Source organism: Erwinia sp. ErVv1 (assembly GCF_900068895.1).
Taxonomy (GTDB): domain Bacteria; phylum Pseudomonadota; class Gammaproteobacteria; order Enterobacterales; family Enterobacteriaceae; genus Erwinia.
The window spans coordinates 1-16,806 of the sequence record NZ_CDPK01000004.1; the positions used below are offsets into that span (position 1 = coordinate 1).

General features: G+C 57.9%; 14 protein-coding genes. All 14 read right to left on the reverse strand.

The features are described 5' to 3' along the window. The coding region (locus A1830_RS07010; RefSeq protein ID WP_231877584.1) for a contractile injection system protein, VgrG/Pvc8 family at positions 1-276 on the reverse strand (276 nt) is incomplete at its 3' end. A 145-nt stretch (positions 277-421) separates the two neighbouring features. After that, complete coding sequence (locus A1830_RS07015) at positions 422-1,897, reverse strand: serine/threonine protein kinase (protein WP_067703750.1); 1,476 nt, start codon at positions 1,895-1,897, stop codon at positions 422-424. A gap of 29 nt (positions 1,898-1,926) precedes the next feature. Continuing rightward, a complete protein-coding gene (gene tssH / locus A1830_RS07020) occupies positions 1,927-4,542 on the reverse strand; it encodes a type VI secretion system ATPase TssH (protein WP_067703752.1) in 2,616 nt (871 codons plus the stop codon). 62 nt (positions 4,543-4,604) lie between these two features. Then, positions 4,605-5,639 carry a type VI secretion system baseplate subunit TssG gene (gene tssG, locus A1830_RS07025; RefSeq protein ID WP_067703754.1) on the reverse strand — a complete coding sequence of 345 codons (1,035 nt, stop codon included), beginning with the start codon at positions 5,637-5,639 and terminating at the stop codon, positions 4,605-4,607. Further along, positions 5,636-7,513, reverse strand: coding sequence for a type VI secretion system baseplate subunit TssF (gene tssF / locus A1830_RS07030; RefSeq protein WP_067703757.1), 1,878 nt, complete (start codon positions 7,511-7,513; stop codon positions 5,636-5,638). The genes tssG and tssF overlap by 4 nt, the downstream gene beginning before the upstream one ends. A gap of 2 nt (positions 7,514-7,515) precedes the next feature. Continuing rightward, positions 7,516-8,094 carry a type VI secretion system baseplate subunit TssE gene (tssE, locus tag A1830_RS07035; protein WP_067703759.1) on the reverse strand — a complete coding sequence of 193 codons (579 nt, stop codon included), beginning with the start codon at positions 8,092-8,094 and terminating at the stop codon, positions 7,516-7,518. Next, positions 8,091-8,918, reverse strand: a complete 828-nt coding sequence (locus tag A1830_RS07040; RefSeq protein ID WP_067703762.1) for a type VI secretion system accessory protein TagJ — start codon at positions 8,916-8,918, stop codon at positions 8,091-8,093. Before A1830_RS07040 ends, tssE begins: the two co-directional genes overlap by 4 nt. Before the next feature lie 24 nt (positions 8,919-8,942). After that, a complete protein-coding gene (locus tag A1830_RS07045; RefSeq protein ID WP_067703765.1) occupies positions 8,943-10,064 on the reverse strand; it encodes a hypothetical protein in 1,122 nt (373 codons plus the stop codon). A gap of 22 nt (positions 10,065-10,086) precedes the next feature. Beyond that, positions 10,087-10,881: a PP2C family protein-serine/threonine phosphatase gene (locus A1830_RS07050; RefSeq protein ID WP_067704601.1), complete on the reverse strand. Its 795-nt coding sequence runs from the start codon at positions 10,879-10,881 to the stop codon at positions 10,087-10,089. After that, positions 10,881-12,998, reverse strand: a complete 2,118-nt coding sequence (gene tagH / locus A1830_RS07055; RefSeq protein WP_067703767.1) for a type VI secretion system-associated FHA domain protein TagH — start codon at positions 12,996-12,998, stop codon at positions 10,881-10,883. Before tagH ends, A1830_RS07050 begins: the two co-directional genes overlap by 1 nt. Positions 12,999-13,209: 211 nt before the next feature. Continuing rightward, positions 13,210-14,052, reverse strand: coding sequence for a hypothetical protein (locus A1830_RS22105; RefSeq protein WP_082804112.1), 843 nt, complete (start codon positions 14,050-14,052; stop codon positions 13,210-13,212). Positions 14,053-14,120: 68 nt separating this feature from the next. Then, positions 14,121-14,945, reverse strand: a complete 825-nt coding sequence (locus A1830_RS07065) for a lysozyme inhibitor LprI family protein (protein WP_067703769.1) — start codon at positions 14,943-14,945, stop codon at positions 14,121-14,123. A gap of 467 nt (positions 14,946-15,412) precedes the next feature. After that, positions 15,413-15,811 carry a lysozyme inhibitor LprI family protein gene (locus A1830_RS07070; protein ID WP_067703771.1) on the reverse strand — a complete coding sequence of 133 codons (399 nt, stop codon included), beginning with the start codon at positions 15,809-15,811 and terminating at the stop codon, positions 15,413-15,415. A 153-nt stretch (positions 15,812-15,964) separates the two neighbouring features. After that, complete coding sequence (locus A1830_RS07075; protein ID WP_067703774.1) at positions 15,965-16,687, reverse strand: hypothetical protein; 723 nt, start codon at positions 16,685-16,687, stop codon at positions 15,965-15,967. Between the last annotated feature and the right edge of the window lie 119 nt (positions 16,688-16,806).

The window sequence follows — 16,806 nt, forward strand, 5'->3', positions numbered from 1 at the left end:
CAGGCGGTAGACCGCGTAGCGGGTGCCGCTCAGCTCGGTGCTGCTGACCGCCATGCGGGTGATTTTGCCATTCAGATAGCGGGTGCCGCCCGTCAGCCCCCGGGTGGGGATGGAGACGGTAAGCGGCTGGCCGAGCAGCACCTTGCGCTCAATGCGCGCATCGGTGCTCAGCAGCTCCACGGTTATCTCAAAGGCGTGCGAGAGGGCCTCTCTGCCGCTCAGTTTCCAGAACAGCAGGCCCGCGACGGGCAGCTGGACGGTGATACGATCAAACATAGTGATTTCCCTGACTGGCCGCGCCCNCTGCCGCTCAGTTTCCAGAACAGCAGGCCCGCGACGGGCAGCTGGACGGTGATACGATCAAACATAGTGATTTCCCTGACTGGCCGCGCCCGCCAGTGGTGCGCGGGCGCGGTAGTGATTAACTTTGCGGATCCAGCAGCCATACGCCTGCACGATCGACGCTGATGCGCTGATCGCGGGTTTTACCCTCGTTGCTGATGCTGAAACGGTAGTCACCCGGCGGCAGTTGCAGCATGGCGAAGCCATTCGGCGAGGGGACCAGCGCCTGCGGGTTACCGTTCATCGCGACCTTGTCGCCCGGCAGCAGCTTAATGTAAACCTGGGCAACGGGCTCCGGCGGCGGTGGTGCCACCGGCGCTTCAGCAGGCTGGCTGGCCTGCTCAGCAGACGCCGCACTGCCTGCCAGTTCCGTCGGCTGCTGCGTCGCAGCGGGCGCCTGGGCGGAAGAAGACGCGGTCTGCGCCTGAGTGGTTTGCGCCTGAGTGGTCTCAGCCTGAGACGGCCGATCGCTTCCCCCGCCCCCGGCCATCATCGCCCCCACGCCGATCCCTACCAGCACCCCGGCAGCAATCAGTCCCGGTACGATAAAGCGTTTTAGCGTGGTCGCCTGCGGCGAGGCCTCCGCCGCTGCCTCGACCGGCACCAGCATGGTGCCCGGGCCGTTTACTTTGACCTCGTGGATCTCATTGATATCGGTAGGTGACAGCTCCATCAGCGCCGCCAGCGCATCCACAGTCTGCGGACGATCTTCCGGCTGTAGCGCCAGCGCACGGTCAATCGCGTTCAGCAGCGGCAGGGAGTAGCCCGCCGGACGCAGCTTCACCAGCGGCTGGTAGCTGTCCTCAATGCTGCGCACCACGCTCACCGGCGGCGGTGAGCCGACGATCAGCGTATGCAGCACCGCGCCCAGCGCGTAGATATCGGTCCAGGTACCCTGCTCGCTTTCGTTATCGTCGCTGTACTGCTCAATCGGCGCGAAGCCGGGTTTGAGCATGGTTTCCGTTTCATCGGACAGGTTACCGATCGCCTTACGCGCCGAGCCGAAATCCAGCAGCACCGGTACGCCATTCTCCTGGATCTGGATGTTATCCAGCGAGATATCGCGGTGCAGATACCCCTCCTGATGAATGGTATTGATCGCCCCGAACAGCGGCGGCAGCAGGCTGCGGATCCAGGCTTCGCTGATCATCTCCGGCCGCCGGCTATGCAGCTGAGAGAGCGTGGTGCCGGTATAGAACGCGGTGCCCATATAGGCGGTGTCGTTCTGCACCCAGAAGCGCAGGACGTGCAGCAGGTTCGGATGGTTGAAGCGGGCCAGCAGCCGGGCTTCCTGAATAAAACTGTTCAGGCCGGCGTGGAAGGTTTTGCTGAAGCGATCGCTGCGCAGAACCAGCGTCAGGTCATCGTTACGCACCGCCAGCGAGGCGGGCATAAACTCCTTGATGGCGATGGTGCGTTCAAGCTGATGATCCCAGGCGCGGTAGACAATGCCAAAGCCGCCACCGCCAATCACTTCCTTGATTTCAAACTCGTTAAAGCGGTAGCCCACCGGCAAAGCGTTGGGTACCGCGTGCGGATTATCGTGTTCTGACATATTGGACAACTCTCTGAGTGTGATGGGCCTTAAGCCTCAAACTGGCACTTGAATTCGCCCTGCTGCAGCGTGACGCGCAGATGGCGATACTGTTGGTCCTGCGCGCTGGCGGTGAGCAATATCTGGCTCATCTGCGGCAGGAGAGTATTGGTCAGGATGGCATCGACCATGCGGCCGCCGGACTCCACCTCGGTGCAGCGCTGGACGATCTGCGCGATAACGCTGTCGTCGACCTCCGAGACAATGCCGTGATTCTGCTCCAGGCGGCGCTGAATGCGCTTCAGCTGCAGGCGTACAATGCTGGCCAGCATCTCGTCGCTTAGCGGATAGTAAGGCACCACCAGCAGGCGACCGAGCAGCGCGGGCGGGAAGACCTCCAGCAGCGGCGGACGCAGGGCGGCGGCCAGCGCATCCGGCTCGGGCATCAGTTCCGGATCGGCACACATCGCGCTAATCAGCTGGGTGCCGACGTTGGAGGTCAGGATGATCAGGGTATTGCGGAAGTCGATATGGCGGCCTTCGCCATCCTCCATCCAGCCTTTGTCGAACACCTGGAAAAAGATCTCATGCACGTCCGGGTGCGCCTTTTCGATCTCATCGAGCAGTACCACGCTGTAGGGACGGCGGCGCACGGCCTCGGTCAGTACCCCTCCTTCGCCGTAGCCGACGTAGCCCGGAGGCGCGCCTTTCAGGGTTGATACGGTATGAGCTTCCTGAAACTCACTCATATTGATGGTGATAATGTTCTGTTCACCGCCGTACAGCGTCTCGGCCAGCGCCAGCGCAGTTTCGGTTTTACCCACGCCGGACGGGCCGCACAGCATAAAGACCCCCACGGGCTTGTTCGGGTCGTCAAGCCGCGCGCGCGAGGTGCGAACGCGTTTAGCAATCAGATCCAGACCGTGACGCTGGCCGATGACCCGCTCGTTGAGGGTATCAGCCAGGTTGAGCACGGCCTCAATTTCGTTTTTCACCATGCGTCCCAGCGGAATGCCGGTCCAGTCCGACACCACCGCGGCAACCACGTTGGCATCCACGGCGGCAAACAGCAGCGGCGCTTCTCCCTGTAGGGCCTTCAATGCCTGCTGTCGTTCGGCCAGCGTCTGATGAAGCGTCTCTACCTCTTCCGCTTCGTCTGCGTGCAGCTGCGCGCGCAGCGCGATAATCTCATCCACCAGCCCCTGCTCCTGCTGCCAGCGGGCGGTCAGCTGGTCGCGCTGCGTCGCCAGTTCCGCCAGCTGCGCATCCAGCGATGCCACGCGCGTGGCATCGCCGATTGCCACTCTGGCTTCGCGCCCGGCAATCTCTTTTTCAATTTCCAGCGCGTGAATGCGGTGCACGCAGTCTTCCAGCTGCGGCGGCTGCGCGCTCTGGCTGACCGCGACGCGGGCGCAGGCGGTATCCAGCAGGGCGACCGCCTTATCCGGCAGCTGCCGCGCGGGAATATAGCGATGGGAGAGCGTGACCGCTGCCGCCACCGCCTCATCCAACAGCAGGACGCGATGGTGTTTCTCCAGCGCGCTGACGGTGCTGCGCAGCATCAGCAGCGCTTTCTGCTCGTCCGGCTCATGCACCTGCACGGTCTGGAAGCGGCGCGTCAGGGCCGGGTCCTTTTCGATATATTTTTTGTACTCGGCCCAGGTGGTCGCGCCGATGGTGCGCAGCTGACCGCGCGCCAGAGCGGGCTTCAGCAGGTTAGCCGCATCGCCGGTCCCCTGCTGTCCGCCCGCGCCAACCAGCGTGTGGATCTCGTCAATAAACAGCACAATCGGCGTCGGGCTGGACTGCACTTCATTAATCAGCGCCTGTAGCCGCGCCTCAAACTCGCCCTTCATGCCCGCGCCCGCCTGCAGCATACCGATGTCCAGCAGCCACAGCTGCACCTCCTGCAGCGGCGCGGGCACGTCGCCGGCGGCAATGCGCAGCGCCAGGCCTTCCACTACCGCCGTTTTACCCACGCCCGCCTCGCCGGTCAGCAGCGGATTGTTCTGGCGACGGCGCATCAGAATATCGACCATCTGGCGGATCTCTTCGTCTCGCCCGGCCACCGGATCGATTTTGCCCTCGCGCGCCCGGGCGGTGAGATCCTGCGCATACTGCGCCAGGGTGCCCTTCTGCGTCGGCACCGCTCCGGCACTCTCCGCCGGGGCTGCCGCCGCCAGCTGGGCCTCTTTGCTGTTGGCGAAGATAGTATCGAACTGCTCCAGCAGCGTATCGGCGCTGATGCGGCCAAACTGCGGGGAGATGCCTTTCAGCAGGTTTGCCAGGTTGAAGGTTTTCAACAGGCCGATAATCAGGTGGCCGCCGCGAATTTGCTGTACGCCAAACTTCAGCGAACCGTAAACCCAGGCGCGCTCAACGGCGCTGTCGATATGTTCTGACAGGTCCGAGACCGCGCTGGCCCCGCGCGGCAGGCGGTCGAGAGCGGCCACAACGTCACGCGTCAGCGCGTCTTCGTCCAGTGAAAAGTAACGGATGAGCTGCTGTATATCGCCCTCCTGATGCTGCATCAGCTGATGCAGCCAGTGCACCAGCTCAACATAGGGGTTACCGCGCAGTTTACAAAAGGCGGTGGCGCTTTCCAGGGAGGTAAATAACAGCGTGTCCAGTTTGCCGAACAGTACGGCGCGGCTGATTTCTGACATGATTTTTCTCAGTGAGTTAGATGACTGACAGAATAAATGGCTTTAGTGCGCGTTATTCGCGATCAAACGCCCGCGCTTTCTGCGGGTTCCGGGCTGAAAAGCAGTTCGCTGCGCGGCTGGGGAACCGCGGCTTTTCCCAGCCAGCAGCTCAGCCCCAGCCGGGACGGGCCGCCCAGCGTGACCCCCTTGACGTCCTCAGCCTGCAAAATTAAACGGACGTCCCAGACAAACTCAATGCCCAGGTACTGCCTGACCCAGTCGCGCAGCTGCTCTGCCCAGGGCTCACCGGGCAGAAAGCGGTTGTAAACCGCCAGCGACATCGGTCCCAGCGCCAGGCGGAACTTATGCTGCACGTCGCGTACCGCCACGCCGAGAAAGGCCGACTCGCCGAGTCGCGGCATATGGCGTCCGGCGCTGAGCCTGGCGCGTTCGCGCTGACCGATGGGCAGCCAGTGGGGCACGTTTTCAGTCAGGGTGACCGGCACCTTAAAGTAGTGACGGAGAATTTTTACCAACCCCTCGGCATCGCGACCGTTGCGCGTCAGGTGGCCCGCCACCGCATAGCGCGCATGTTCGCTCAGGCTGCCTTTGCTTAACTGCCCCGGCTGGCCCATGCCAATCAGGCTGGCCAGGTAGCGCTCAAAGTGTCGGCCGTCGGCGCGGTCCAGCGAAACGGTGGGCTGTGCATCCGCCCAGGCGCGATAAAACAGCAGCGTCAGGCGATGGTGAAACAGGTCGGCAAAGGCCGACAGGCTGTGGTCCTGATGGTGATAGATGCGCTCGCGGGCATATTCGGTCAGATGCAGCGGCAGCGGACCGTTCGGGCCAAACAGGCCAAAGCTGAAGATGGAGACGTCGTGCAGCGGGCTGTTCTCGCGCGGCGCGGCGCTGGCCAGCGTCGCAGGGGCAAAGGCCAGCGACGGCTCCTGACCGATGCGCAGCGGCTCATGGCGCGGCAGCGGCGCGCGGCCCAGCGGATAGCGCTCCCCGCCCTGCGCATCCATCCGGCGCAGGAGCTGAAACAGATCGTAGCGCCAGGGGGTGCGCGTCACCCTCTGCCAGAAGTTATCCGGCAGGCGCTGGAGTGAATGGATCATATCAGCGCCCTTTTGCCGCTGCGCGGCGCCCAGTAGCCCACTTCGCCACGCTGCTGGCTGGTCAGCGTCAGTTCGGTAAAGCTGTTCATCGCCACCAGCCGCGAAAAGACGCGCTCCAGCACGCTACCCAGCAGCCATGCGCTTGCGCCGGAGAAGGCCTGCTCGTCAACGCTCAGCTCAATGCCAATGCCGCGCATAAAGACAATCGGGCCTGGCTCCGGCACCCGCCGATAGGCGGGTTTAAGCTGACAGTGGCGGATACCCTCGATCTGGCGGGCCACGGGCGCATCCGCCAGGTTGGCATAGAGGCTCAGCAGCTGACGCAGCGCCGACGCGCCCTGGCCATCATCGCCGTCCATCAGGCTGAGGTAGTTCATTTGCAGGTGGCTGATCAGTCGCCACGTGGCCATGCCTTCCGCCAGCGCGGCGCGCGGCGGCGTCGGTCCCTTGCGCAGCGTCAGCTGGCCCACCGGGATCGAGTCCGGCATCATAAAGTTGCCCTGATCCTGTTGCAGCAGCATCAGCGGGATATCGCGGCTGGTGCACATCACCTCGGCGGTCAGGTGCCGCAGCGCATCACGCCAGGGGGCATGTCGCTCATCGACCAGCGACAAGAACACCTCGGAACCGACGTAGCCGGTGCGCGTCCCGAAGCGCTGGGCGTGCTCGGACAGGGTGCGCTGTTCACGCCGCAGCGAGAAGTAGGCGCCATAGTCGCCTTCATCGCGGCTAAAGGTGCTCCAGAACGGGCGAAAGACCTGTTCGTCGCGCTGCTTCTCGCCGGTGGCGTAGAGCTTCTGCACCGAGAAAATCTCATAGTCCAGCGGGCGGATGTTATCGACCACCAGATGATACTCATGCACGCTGTCGCTGATTTTTTGCCGCTCGGCCGTTTTGGGAAACAGATTGACGACCGGGGTGCAGTGCAGCGCCAGATGGCTTTTATCAATCACCCGCTCCAGCGAGGCGTCGGCCTTATCCAGCAGCAGGACGATTTCAAACGCCCCGACGCCCGTGCCGCAGGCGGCCAGCAGCGGTTTAAGCTGGCTGATGCTGATAAACTGAAAGCGCGCGGGGAAGGCAAAGTACTCCTGGAGCAGCCGGTAGCCGTCGAAGTTGCGCAGGTCGTCAGGCAGCAGCGCCTGCTCGGGCGCAAAGCCCTCCTGCTTTAGCGCATCATCCCCCAGCACCACGCGCTTTGGCTTCGCCTCTACGGTCTGGCAGAAGCTGCCCACGGTATGCTGCATAATCAGCTCCAGCAGCTGCTGGGCCTGAATATCCGGGCCGCTGAGAAAAAACATCAGATCGTCAAAGCTCAGCTGATTCAGCACCACCTGGTTATAGCAGGAGAGACGGATCCGCAGCGCACTCACCGCCCCGCGCTGGCTGAGGCCCATCGCCGCCAGCGGGATATCGGCCGGCACGCCGCCCAGCTCGACGCTCTCAATGCGCAGCGGCTGGAGCATCACCTCATGGGCCGTCGAGTAGCTACAGGTCACGCCGCTCTTTTTCAGCGTCTGGCTCTCCATCATGGTGCCGCGCGGCACCCGGAAGCCGCCGCTGATGTCGCCTTTTTTGCCGTCGGGATGCAGTTCGGCGATGGCCATGGACGGCGTGGGCGCAAGAAAGTTAGGGGCAATCATCTCCAGCATACGCTGCGAGAAGCGCGGGAACTCGGCGTCCATTTTGAGCTGCACGCGTGAGGTGAGAAAGGCAAAGCCCTCCATCAGCCGCTCCACATAGGGGTCGGCCACCTCAATGCCGCGCATTCCCAGGCGGCCAGCCACCTTGGGGTAGCGCTCGGCGAACTCCGCGCCCATTTCGCGCAGATAAGCCAGTTCACGGTTGTAATAGTCGAGCAGTTTGCTGTCCATAATTACCCTACGTCTTTAAGCTCAAAATGACCGTTTTCCAGATCGACATCGGTGCGGAACAGGAACTCCAGCGGATAAGGCACGCACCACAGCCGCCCTTTAATCTCAATCGACAGCACGTTATGCAGATTCAGCGAACGGGTGTCCGAAACGCAGCGTACCTGGAGCCCGGCGGGCAGGATGCGCGGCTCGAAGTCGAGGATGGAACGGGTCAGCTTGCGCTGAATGTCGCCCCACTCAATATCTGACATGCGCTGCCCGGCCAGGGGTGAAACACCGAAGTTCCAGGTGGAGCGCTGAACCTGAGGGAACGGGGTCAGATCCTGCTGGGCCTCATTGTTGATGCAGTTAAACAGCCACTGCAGATCCCGCAGGACGTTGCGCCGCAGCGCGCTGTGGGAGATAACCGTGCTGCTGGCCGCCTCCTGCTGCTTATCCGGCGCGTCATCGGTCAGCCGATCCAGCAGCGAAGGCTGCATTTTATCGCGGGCGTTTAGCGCATCCTGCCGGTTGCGAAAGCGGTAGCCGCCGCGCAGCGCATCGCTACCCTGCTGTCCGTTCAGGTCGAAGTCGTTACTCATAGCGCCTCGTCAGCGGCGCTAAAGGCGATCAGCTCCAGGCCCAGCAGGGCAAAGTCAGCGTCGGCGCTCAGCCAGGTTTTCTGTCCGTGGCCGATAAACTGCTCGCCGTCAGCGTCCAGCGGCTGCCATTCGGTGACGCTGGCCAGCCGCACGGCATCGGCGGCGGCGCTGTCAAAGGGATAGCGTACCGGGATCTGACACACCTCTTCGCTGCCGTCACTCAGGCGCACCAGCACGTGCCGCCAGACCAGATCGGTAACGCTGGTCGGTGCCTGGAAGCGCAGTTCGCTGATGGCGCTGAACGGCAGCCAGGTGTAGTGCCCCTTGACGATCAGCTCGCAGATCGGCCCCAGACGGCCATCGCCGTCGATCAGCCACTCCACCGCCTGCGCCTGCTCATCTCCCTCCTTCTGAACGCTGCATGGATTTACCTGTGCGGCGTCAAAGGCTCCGGTGCGCAGGGTTGCCGCCTGCTCTGTCTCCCCGGTGGCGTCCGCCCGGAGAGCGGCCAGCAGCTGGGCGGCCCAGCCAAACGCCTCCCCCGGCATACGCGGCGTTGCCTGCCCGGCAAACACCGCCGCACGCGTTATTTCGCCCGCTACCGCCTGCTCCAGCAGGGTGACGGTAGGCAGCGCCTGCGGCTTAAGCGCCCGCCAGGATTTCAGCTGGATCTGCGCGCGTGACCAGTTACCCGCCAGGCAAAGCAGCTGAACAAAGGCGGCGCGCAGATCGGCGTCGGCCGGGCGGCTTTTGATATCGGCTTCCACGCGCGCCAGGGTCTCGGCCAGCGTGCGTCCGGCCATCAGTTGATGCAGAGAATTCATGTTCTTTCCTCAGACGGGCGTGAACTAGTTGAGCGTGCGGAATGCACCGGCGGCCGGATCCTTCAGCTGCGGGTGTAGCGCCGTGACCAGGCGGATAGTCAGCGAGCCGCCGTTACTCAGGTAGGGCGACCAGACCTTACGCACTTCGTTAAGGCGCGCCTTCAGGGCGCTGTCGTCGTCGGCTTCGCTCCGGGTAATCTGCACCGCCACCGTGCCGTTCACTTTCCAGCCGTTCAGCTCCGGCGCCCAGGGCACCAGCATCCAGCTCTGGGGAGATTTCTCATCGCTCAGCACCATTCGCTCGTTATTCACGGTGGTGATTTGCAGGTCGCGGCCCAGCGCTTTCGCGTTCAGCCCGGCGACCGGGAATCCCTGTAGAAAAGTCATATGCAGCGTGCGGGGGCCGCCCCTGCCGCTTTGCGAAATCTCGCTCGCGCCGCTCAGCCAGCCGTCGCTGCCGCAGGTTACGCCCCCTTTCGCCGGGACAAACAGCGCGCTGGTCTGGCCGCTGCGCCACCAGGTACGGAAGTGGCAGCCATCCATCAGGCTGAACTGCACCCAGGGCGTCGTGTCGGCAGGCGGGGAGAGATCCTCAGCGACCACCACCGGGGGCGCGGCAGGTGCTTCAGGCGTCTGCGTCGCTGGCGTCGTGCTGCCGGGGTGGGTGTTGGTCGGCGCGGTTGCTGCGCCGCCGGTGGTCACTGCCTGACTGGCGTTGCCCGCCGCCCCGCCGGCCGTCGCGGCCTGAGTGGCGCTGGCTGCCGTTCCGCCGGAGGTAGCGCTGGCCGTGGCGGCAGGATCAACCTGTACTGCCCAGCGGTGCGCTTTCAGGGCGCTGCCTTTCGCCAGCGATTTGCCGGTGCTGTCGTTCATCTGCCAGTGGATAACGCTCAGCTTAGCGCACTGATTGGCCAGCAGGCTGCCGACGCGCGGCAGAAACGTATTCATAACGCTGGGGTTTTTCTCGCCGTTTGCCACAATGCGCAGCGGCAGTTCGCTGGCGCACCAGCTGGAGGGCGCGTTGCTTTTGATGTTGTCGATCCAGATATCCAGCTTAAGCGAGGGGGAAGAGACCACGCGATAATCCTGCGCCCAGGCGCTGGACGCGATAAGCAGGGAGAGCGCACCTGATAGCCAATATTTCATAGGAGTCCTTGAAGGCCTTATTTTAATCACGAAGGGGAAGAAACTGGGCTGCTTCCGAAAGCGAATGCAGCAGCGTCGTATCCTGCGGGTCGCCAACCCAGACGGCGACGGCGCTGTAGTTATCCTGACTGGCCCCTGATGCCTGGTCATTCTTACGGATAACCTCCTGCATCAGCGTCAGCCACTCATCGGGCGTGTTAACCATATGCAGCGACTGCTGCATATGCTGCTGCGACAGCCCGTGCCAGAAACCGTCGGTGCAGAGCAAAAACGCGTCGCCGTCTTCAATCGGCACCACATCGCTGTAGCTGGCATCACGCTCTTTGTCGCCCATGCCAAGGGCAAAATAGAGCAGATTGCCGTTAATACCTTCGGTCTGGTGCCCGGCATCTTTCATCTGCTGCACCAGGCTGTGATCGGTGGTGACGTGGTAGAGATAGCCCCGACGAAAGAGGTACAGGCGGCTGTCGCCCGCATGCGCCCAGTAGGCCAGTTCAAAGTCGCGATCGATAAACAGACTGACCATGGTGGTGCCCATGCGCTTATATTCGCTGTGCGCCTGCTGCTGTTCACGGATGGCGCGGTTAGCGTCGTTGACGTAGCGGCGTATGCACTGCGCGTCGAGGTGGTCATCGCCGTTAAAGCGTTCGAGAATGGTGTTGCGGGCCAGCTCAGCCGCGACGTCACCGCCGGGCAGACCGGCCACGCCGTCGCAGACCACAAAGCAGGCCGAACGCTCGCCGATGCTCTCCCCGGTCTGGTCCTGATTGCTTTCGCGGTCGCCCTGATTCGACATGGAGGCAAGGGTGATATTCATCATTCTTCCGATCTGATTTGAGAGTCTTTGTACTGGTTCACTTCCATATCGTAGGCGTGTAAAAAGGCTTCGCCGAACAGGGTATGGAAGTCATCTTCGATTTCTCCGGCGGTTTCGCCGTAGCGCTTAGTGAAGTGTTCCCACAGCGCGGCTTTACGACTGCTGGGGAGCGACAGGCGCGAAGTGGCACCCTCCCGGCGCGCCTCCTCCTCCAGCTGCTGCGGGTTAAAGGATTGCAGCATCGAGGCGATGATCGCGCGGATCCCGGCGATCATCCCCAGCTGGTGCGCCTGCAGATCAACCAGCGCATCGCGCACCGACTGCTTTGGCGGCATAAAGCCCGGCATCCGGCTGCCAAACATCTGCATCAATACTGACTTGCCCGACGGCAGCAGCTTGAACGGGTTGTTGGCCTCGTCGAGGATCACCGTCATTTCGGCCTTCACCCCGCGCTTGAGGATCGAGCGCGAAGAGAGCAGCGCCACCGTGCCCTGCGAGAACATGCCGAGCATCTGCCCCAGCTCCTCCATGGCGTCACGATCGAAGCGCGGGGTCGGTTGCAGATCGTTCAGCCCCATGCCGCTGATAAGCGCATCCATCAGTTCACCGTCCAGCAGCTCGCCGCTGCCGGTTCCCGCCGCGCTGGAGGATGAGGCCGTATTCGACACCGGATCGATACGCAGTCGTCCCTTCGGCGGCGGCGTAGTGTTGCGCGCCACGGCCTGCGGCGTCGGCAGCGTAATGCCGCCGTAGTCGGGCTGCGTCGGGGCCTGCGCAGGCTCGTCGTCAAACAGCGGCGAGCTGGCGAGTCGCGAGAGATCATCTTCCCGCGCATTGAAAGAGGATAAAGGATTGCTCTCCGGCGATTCATCAGTCGGCTCAGCCGGTCGATCGGCGGACGAGCGTTCAGCCTGAGAAGCCGCTGGTTCCGACGCCAGACTGGGCTGCCCGGACGGCGAAGCAGCAGGACGCGGTGACTCATCAAACAGCGGCGAATCAGCGTAAGCAACAGGACGCGGTGACTCATCAAACAGCGACGAATCAGCGTAAGCAGCAGAACGCGGCGAATCATCAGACAGCGGCGAATCAGCGTAAGCAGCAGGACGCGGCGAATCATCAAACAGCGGCGAATCAGCGTAAGCAACAGGACGCGGAGAATCATCAGACAGCGGCGAATCAGCGTAAGCAGCATCGCCAGGCTGCTCGTCCAGCGGCGTAAGCGGCACGGCATTGCCCATCATCAGCCCCAGCGGATCGTCGCTGTTGACCTTCGCGGCAGCGCTTCCCCCCCCGAACAGCGCCAGCGGATCCACTTCATCCTTATCCTTTCCTGACGGGGTCGGCTTTGTCGCCTGCTGCTGAAGCAAAGAGCTGGGCGTGCTGTCGTTGAAAATGCTCTCCTGCTTAAACAGCTCATCGTTGTTAAACAGCGAATCCGGCGTCGGGTTACGACGATCAAAGTTCAGCGCATCCGATCCGCTGGCAAACTGCGCAAGCGGATCGACAGGGTTACGATCGGGCGCCGGCCCTTCCGTCAGCGGGTTAGCGCTGCTGCGCGCGGGTTTGCTGCGATTAGACAGGCTGTCGGTAATGGAAAACTCCTGCGCCAGGCTCTCCCAAATCTCGCTGGGGATCGCGGCTGGGGAATTTTCTTTCGCCTCTGTGGGCGGCGCAGGGTGAGCCACTGGCGCAGCAGGGCGATCCGACGATGCAGCAGGGCGAGCCGACGACGTGTCAGCAGGACGAGCCATCAACGCGGCAGGACGCGCAACAGCCGCAGCGGCAACCGGCTGCGCCCCGCTGTTGAGGTCACTTACCTGCAGGCGATAATCATCAATGGTCAGGATATCGCCGTCCTGTAGCTCGACCTGACGCCCGCGCTCCAGCGGAATATCATTAAGGTGTACCAGCGTCACGGTGCCGCGATTGGTAATGCGGCATTCGCCATCGGCGGTGATATGCACAATCGCCTGCAGGCGGGAAATCGTGCGGTCGTCGTCCGGCAGTACCAGATTATTATCGGCACCCCGGCCAATAGTGCCGCCGGGCGGCAGAAAGTCACAGCTGCTCTGCGGCGGCTGCTGACCAGATTTGGTCGCTATTATCGTAAATCGCATAACGGATTCCTGCGTTAGAGGGAGTCCCAATAGCATCCAGAGGGATGAAGGACGTTCGGCGTTCAAGCCGCGCCCGTTTTAACAGTCAGCAGAAAACGGGTGGAGTTTGAACGCTAAAAGCGGATTAACAGACTCTCCCTTGATTAGCGTTGGGGAGAGGTAAAGGTCGTATTTGCCAGCAGAAGTCACACTAATTTATTCACTCGGTGTTCTACTTTATATCGGGCAGCAGGCTGAAGGTCCCTTCTTCCGGGTCATCTTTATCTGTGAGCATTTGATGGGTTACGTTATCGACATAAATGCTGAAGAGGCGGTGCTTAATCTGAATGTCACCGGGGCAGTGGCCGCCGTGCTTTTCCATCACATCGACAAGCGTCAAACCGGGCTCGCCATCTTTGGCCTGCTGGTACTCAACGCAGGCAGGGTCCTTAACCAGCTTCTGCTCTTCAACTGCTTTTTGTACCTGTTGCACCACGTTAAAACGCGCAGTCGCTTCTGGTGGCTTATGACCCTGGTACCATTGTTTAAGGCCTGCAAGGTTGGCGATAGGTTGCGATCCGATCCCGGACGTTAGATCCCGATCAAGGCTTAATGTTCTCTTCGCTTTATCAACGGAAAAGATCGCTGATGCAAAGGCGTTAGCGCCAGAGGCAATCACCTCATAAATTACGCCGATCTTAATCTCCGCAGGGTTCTCCTCAGAAAGAACGCCAACCGCCAGGGTTCGCTTACAGGTCTGACCCTGCCAGTTTTCTTTACCTATAGTGGGGATAACCGTGGTTAACCGGCCTTGCTGAGCACGCCAGGCTGCAAAACAGATCCCTGCACCCTGTTCGCTTTGGCCATGGCCTGAAATAAACACGCCTAACTTTTTTCCATCTGAGGTAATCGAAAAGCTTTGTTTATCCAGCGGCACGCCATTGCTAACAGAATATTTAGCGGCTTCCTCACGGACGGCATTGGCGTAAGGTTTACTGTTTTCCGGCGTTAGCAGAGTGAGTGCGCTGGCATTTAAGGAAAGCGCCATCAGGATTATCAGCAGCCATTTATTCATTTACTACGCCTGGGGTTTTATGATTGATATTTAGTTGATGTGTGGGTGGCGCGTTACTTCGCCAGAGATTATTTGGCCTGATCAACCAGTGACTCGGTACGTTTGCGCATGGTGCTTTTGAGACATTGACTATCTGAAGCACATCTGTTCCGCTCATGGAGCCAGGATAATTGCGCGGCTTTTAACTTACTGACCTTTGTCTCAACATTATCGCCGATATTTATTATCTGCTTAAGGACTGTTTTATACGCATCGCTGACACTGCGATCCCACGAAGAAAGTTCATATGAGGCACATATTGCTCTTTCTGCATCGTTGTTGTTACTCGCACACGTAAAACCCGGGTCAGGTTGAGGATTATTTGATAGTTTTTTCAATGTGAGATAAGAGTCGCTATCCCAGTTAGTAATCATCGTATTGTTATCAGTTTCCACAAGCCAGTTATCAACTGCGTGACCTCTGGGGCCTAATATTCCCTGACTGCATGACACAGTGACAGGTTGAACGACTGTATCTCCGGCGAACGAGAAACCATAACTTTTGGCACTGATTTTATCTATGCTGCTGCCGTCAGAGCCAGATGTTTTCTTAATCAGCTCGTCAAAGTTCATCGCATTCGAATAGGCGTATTCAGGTTTTCCGCACCCCCTGGAAACTAAAATATCTCCAGATATATCATTCTTAGTGAAGCCGATTGTTCTTCCAACCAATGTAGGATCGTTAGTAATGATATCTGGTCTGTACGTCTGAAGGCTATTAATATGTACTTCCTGGATCTGCCATACGCCCTGAAGAGTGGATGAATAATCAACTACCGAGCTTTCTGCACGAGAAAAAGATGACCACCAAAATATTAAAATTGAAAACAGCATAGTCATTATTATTTTTTTCATTATACATTATTCCTTATAAAAAATCTTCCTAATACGTTCTGGCTAAAGTTGAAAAATCATACTTCACGCACTCTCTCTGGACTGCCCTTTACGATATTTAAGCCTGATTTTTGAGGATGAAGTTAGATAGTAATATAATTTTTTAACGTTGACTTATTAGCGAATACATCATCATTTTCTTATTACCTGCTGAGTATTTCGCATTGATTACCAACTCAGCAGCCACACGACTCTTTTGAGCGCAGGTTGGTAGTTCAGCATCATGGGTTTTCTTTAAGCTATGGCCCACATGCATTTCCCAACGCTACAAAAATGAAGAGCGCTGAAGAAGAGTTGAAGAAAAAGATAACTCGCCAGGAGGTTAAAAGTAACATCAAATAATTAATTTAACCACTCTAACAATCATGCATTCGTATATTTAAAAGATATCCTAAGCGAATACCCAACGACATTCGCTTTTAAATTAATCAATATGGCATTGATTTTAAGTCTTTAATTCTTACACCATCAACTCTGGCAATACATTCATTAATCGAAACCGTATTAGCAAGTGTTCCTTCCTCTGCAACAAAAGCCTCTAGCTTGCACTGGGCATCTCTGTATTTTAACCAACCTCTCTGCGCATCAAGCAATGTTTTTATATATTCATCACCTAACGATTTATCCGCTTTATAAGTAGTCATTATTCTCTGTTTTGCAGATGAATACTCTTTATTTAATAAGTTTTCTGCGTTAACCTTCTTCTGAGCAGAACATTGTAGAATCTCACCTTCTGCCTGTGGGTTCAGGCAAGCATCAGCAGCGAAGACCGAAGTACTTAGCGATAACACCGTAAATCCCAGTAAAAGACGCATTGTATATTTCATTACTCTTCTTATTAAGGATAAGCGTGATGGTGATTTTTAGTCTGCCTCACTCATCGCAAATATTAATATTAACGAGAGTGGGCAGTTCACAGCAAGAATCATAGATTCAACTAAATCAATGCATCACTTTCTATATTGGCTGTAAAAATCAGATCAATTAGCAACTTCAAGATCCTGGGTTCTAATATATCCCTTTATTTTAAACATATCGGCAGGCATAGTTGCATCATATAATGCGACATATACCCATTCGTCATTGACAGTTTTGACTTTGACCAGAGGCTTATCAATTGGTTTTGATTCAATGTTTTCACTTTGTTCTGAAGGCCTGGACTTAAGAAACACGTCTTTACGATTACTTTTAATTGTATACATTACTGAATAAGGCTGTGAGTCACATCCAGATCGAGACTCAATCTTTTGAAGATTATATCTTGTCGTCGAGCCGGAAATAAAAGAGTTAAGCTTTACAAAATTTTGTTTATTATCACATTCAGATAGAATAACTACACCTGAGTACGTAATAATGCCATATTGCTCAACATGACCTTCCTTGAATTTAAAAAACTCCTCAGGGATATTTTTAAACTTTTCTTTGATAAAGTTTTCAGCTTTATTTTCTTCAAAATAGTCTTTCACACCTTTGCTGTTTTTACTTTCATAGAGGTAAAAAGTTTTATTATGTTTTTCATTTGTTTCAAAAAAACGCATCATGATGTACGGACTTTTAGGTTGGCCATTTTCATCTGACTGGGGCATCCAGTAAGCCTGAAGTATTCCAGTAGCTTTAATCACGTCCTTAGCTGAAGCATCAACCATAAAAAAAACCGAAATCAAAGCAAAAAATACATTCACATAGTAAATAATTTTATTCATACGACCCTCTCAAGATCCCTATTATAGTCCCAATTTAATAGCACCAGAGAAACTTTTAACTCCACCACTTTTTAGACTGGCTTTTTTAGTGTTTAAATTTAGTGGACTCATTATCAATA

What these genes read in the sequence shown, in the direction of transcription:
- A1830_RS07015 (WP_067703750.1), bottom strand. Translation starts at nt 1,897, where the DNA reads ATGTCAGAACACGATAATCCGCACGCGGTACCCAACGCTTTGCCGGTG.
- tssH (WP_067703752.1), bottom strand. Translation starts at nt 4,542, where the DNA reads ATGTCAGAAATCAGCCGCGCCGTACTGTTCGGCAAACTGGACACGCTG.
- tssG (WP_067703754.1), bottom strand. Translation starts at nt 5,639, where the DNA reads ATGATCCATTCACTCCAGCGCCTGCCGGATAACTTCTGGCAGAGGGTG.
- tssF (WP_067703757.1), bottom strand. Translation starts at nt 7,513, where the DNA reads ATGGACAGCAAACTGCTCGACTATTACAACCGTGAACTGGCTTATCTG.
- tssE (WP_067703759.1), bottom strand. Translation starts at nt 8,094, where the DNA reads ATGAGTAACGACTTCGACCTGAACGGACAGCAGGGTAGCGATGCGCTG.
- A1830_RS07040 (WP_067703762.1), bottom strand. Translation starts at nt 8,918, where the DNA reads ATGAATTCTCTGCATCAACTGATGGCCGGACGCACGCTGGCCGAGACC.
- A1830_RS07045 (WP_067703765.1), bottom strand. Translation starts at nt 10,064, where the DNA reads ATGAAATATTGGCTATCAGGTGCGCTCTCCCTGCTTATCGCGTCCAGC.
- A1830_RS07050 (WP_067704601.1), bottom strand. Translation starts at nt 10,881, where the DNA reads ATGAATATCACCCTTGCCTCCATGTCGAATCAGGGCGACCGCGAAAGC.
- tagH (WP_067703767.1), bottom strand. Translation starts at nt 12,998, where the DNA reads ATGCGATTTACGATAATAGCGACCAAATCTGGTCAGCAGCCGCCGCAG.
- A1830_RS22105 (WP_082804112.1), bottom strand. Translation starts at nt 14,052, where the DNA reads ATGAATAAATGGCTGCTGATAATCCTGATGGCGCTTTCCTTAAATGCC.
- A1830_RS07065 (WP_067703769.1), bottom strand. Translation starts at nt 14,945, where the DNA reads ATGAAAAAAATAATAATGACTATGCTGTTTTCAATTTTAATATTTTGG.
- A1830_RS07070 (WP_067703771.1), bottom strand. Translation starts at nt 15,811, where the DNA reads ATGAAATATACAATGCGTCTTTTACTGGGATTTACGGTGTTATCGCTA.
- A1830_RS07075 (WP_067703774.1), bottom strand. Translation starts at nt 16,687, where the DNA reads ATGAATAAAATTATTTACTATGTGAATGTATTTTTTGCTTTGATTTCG.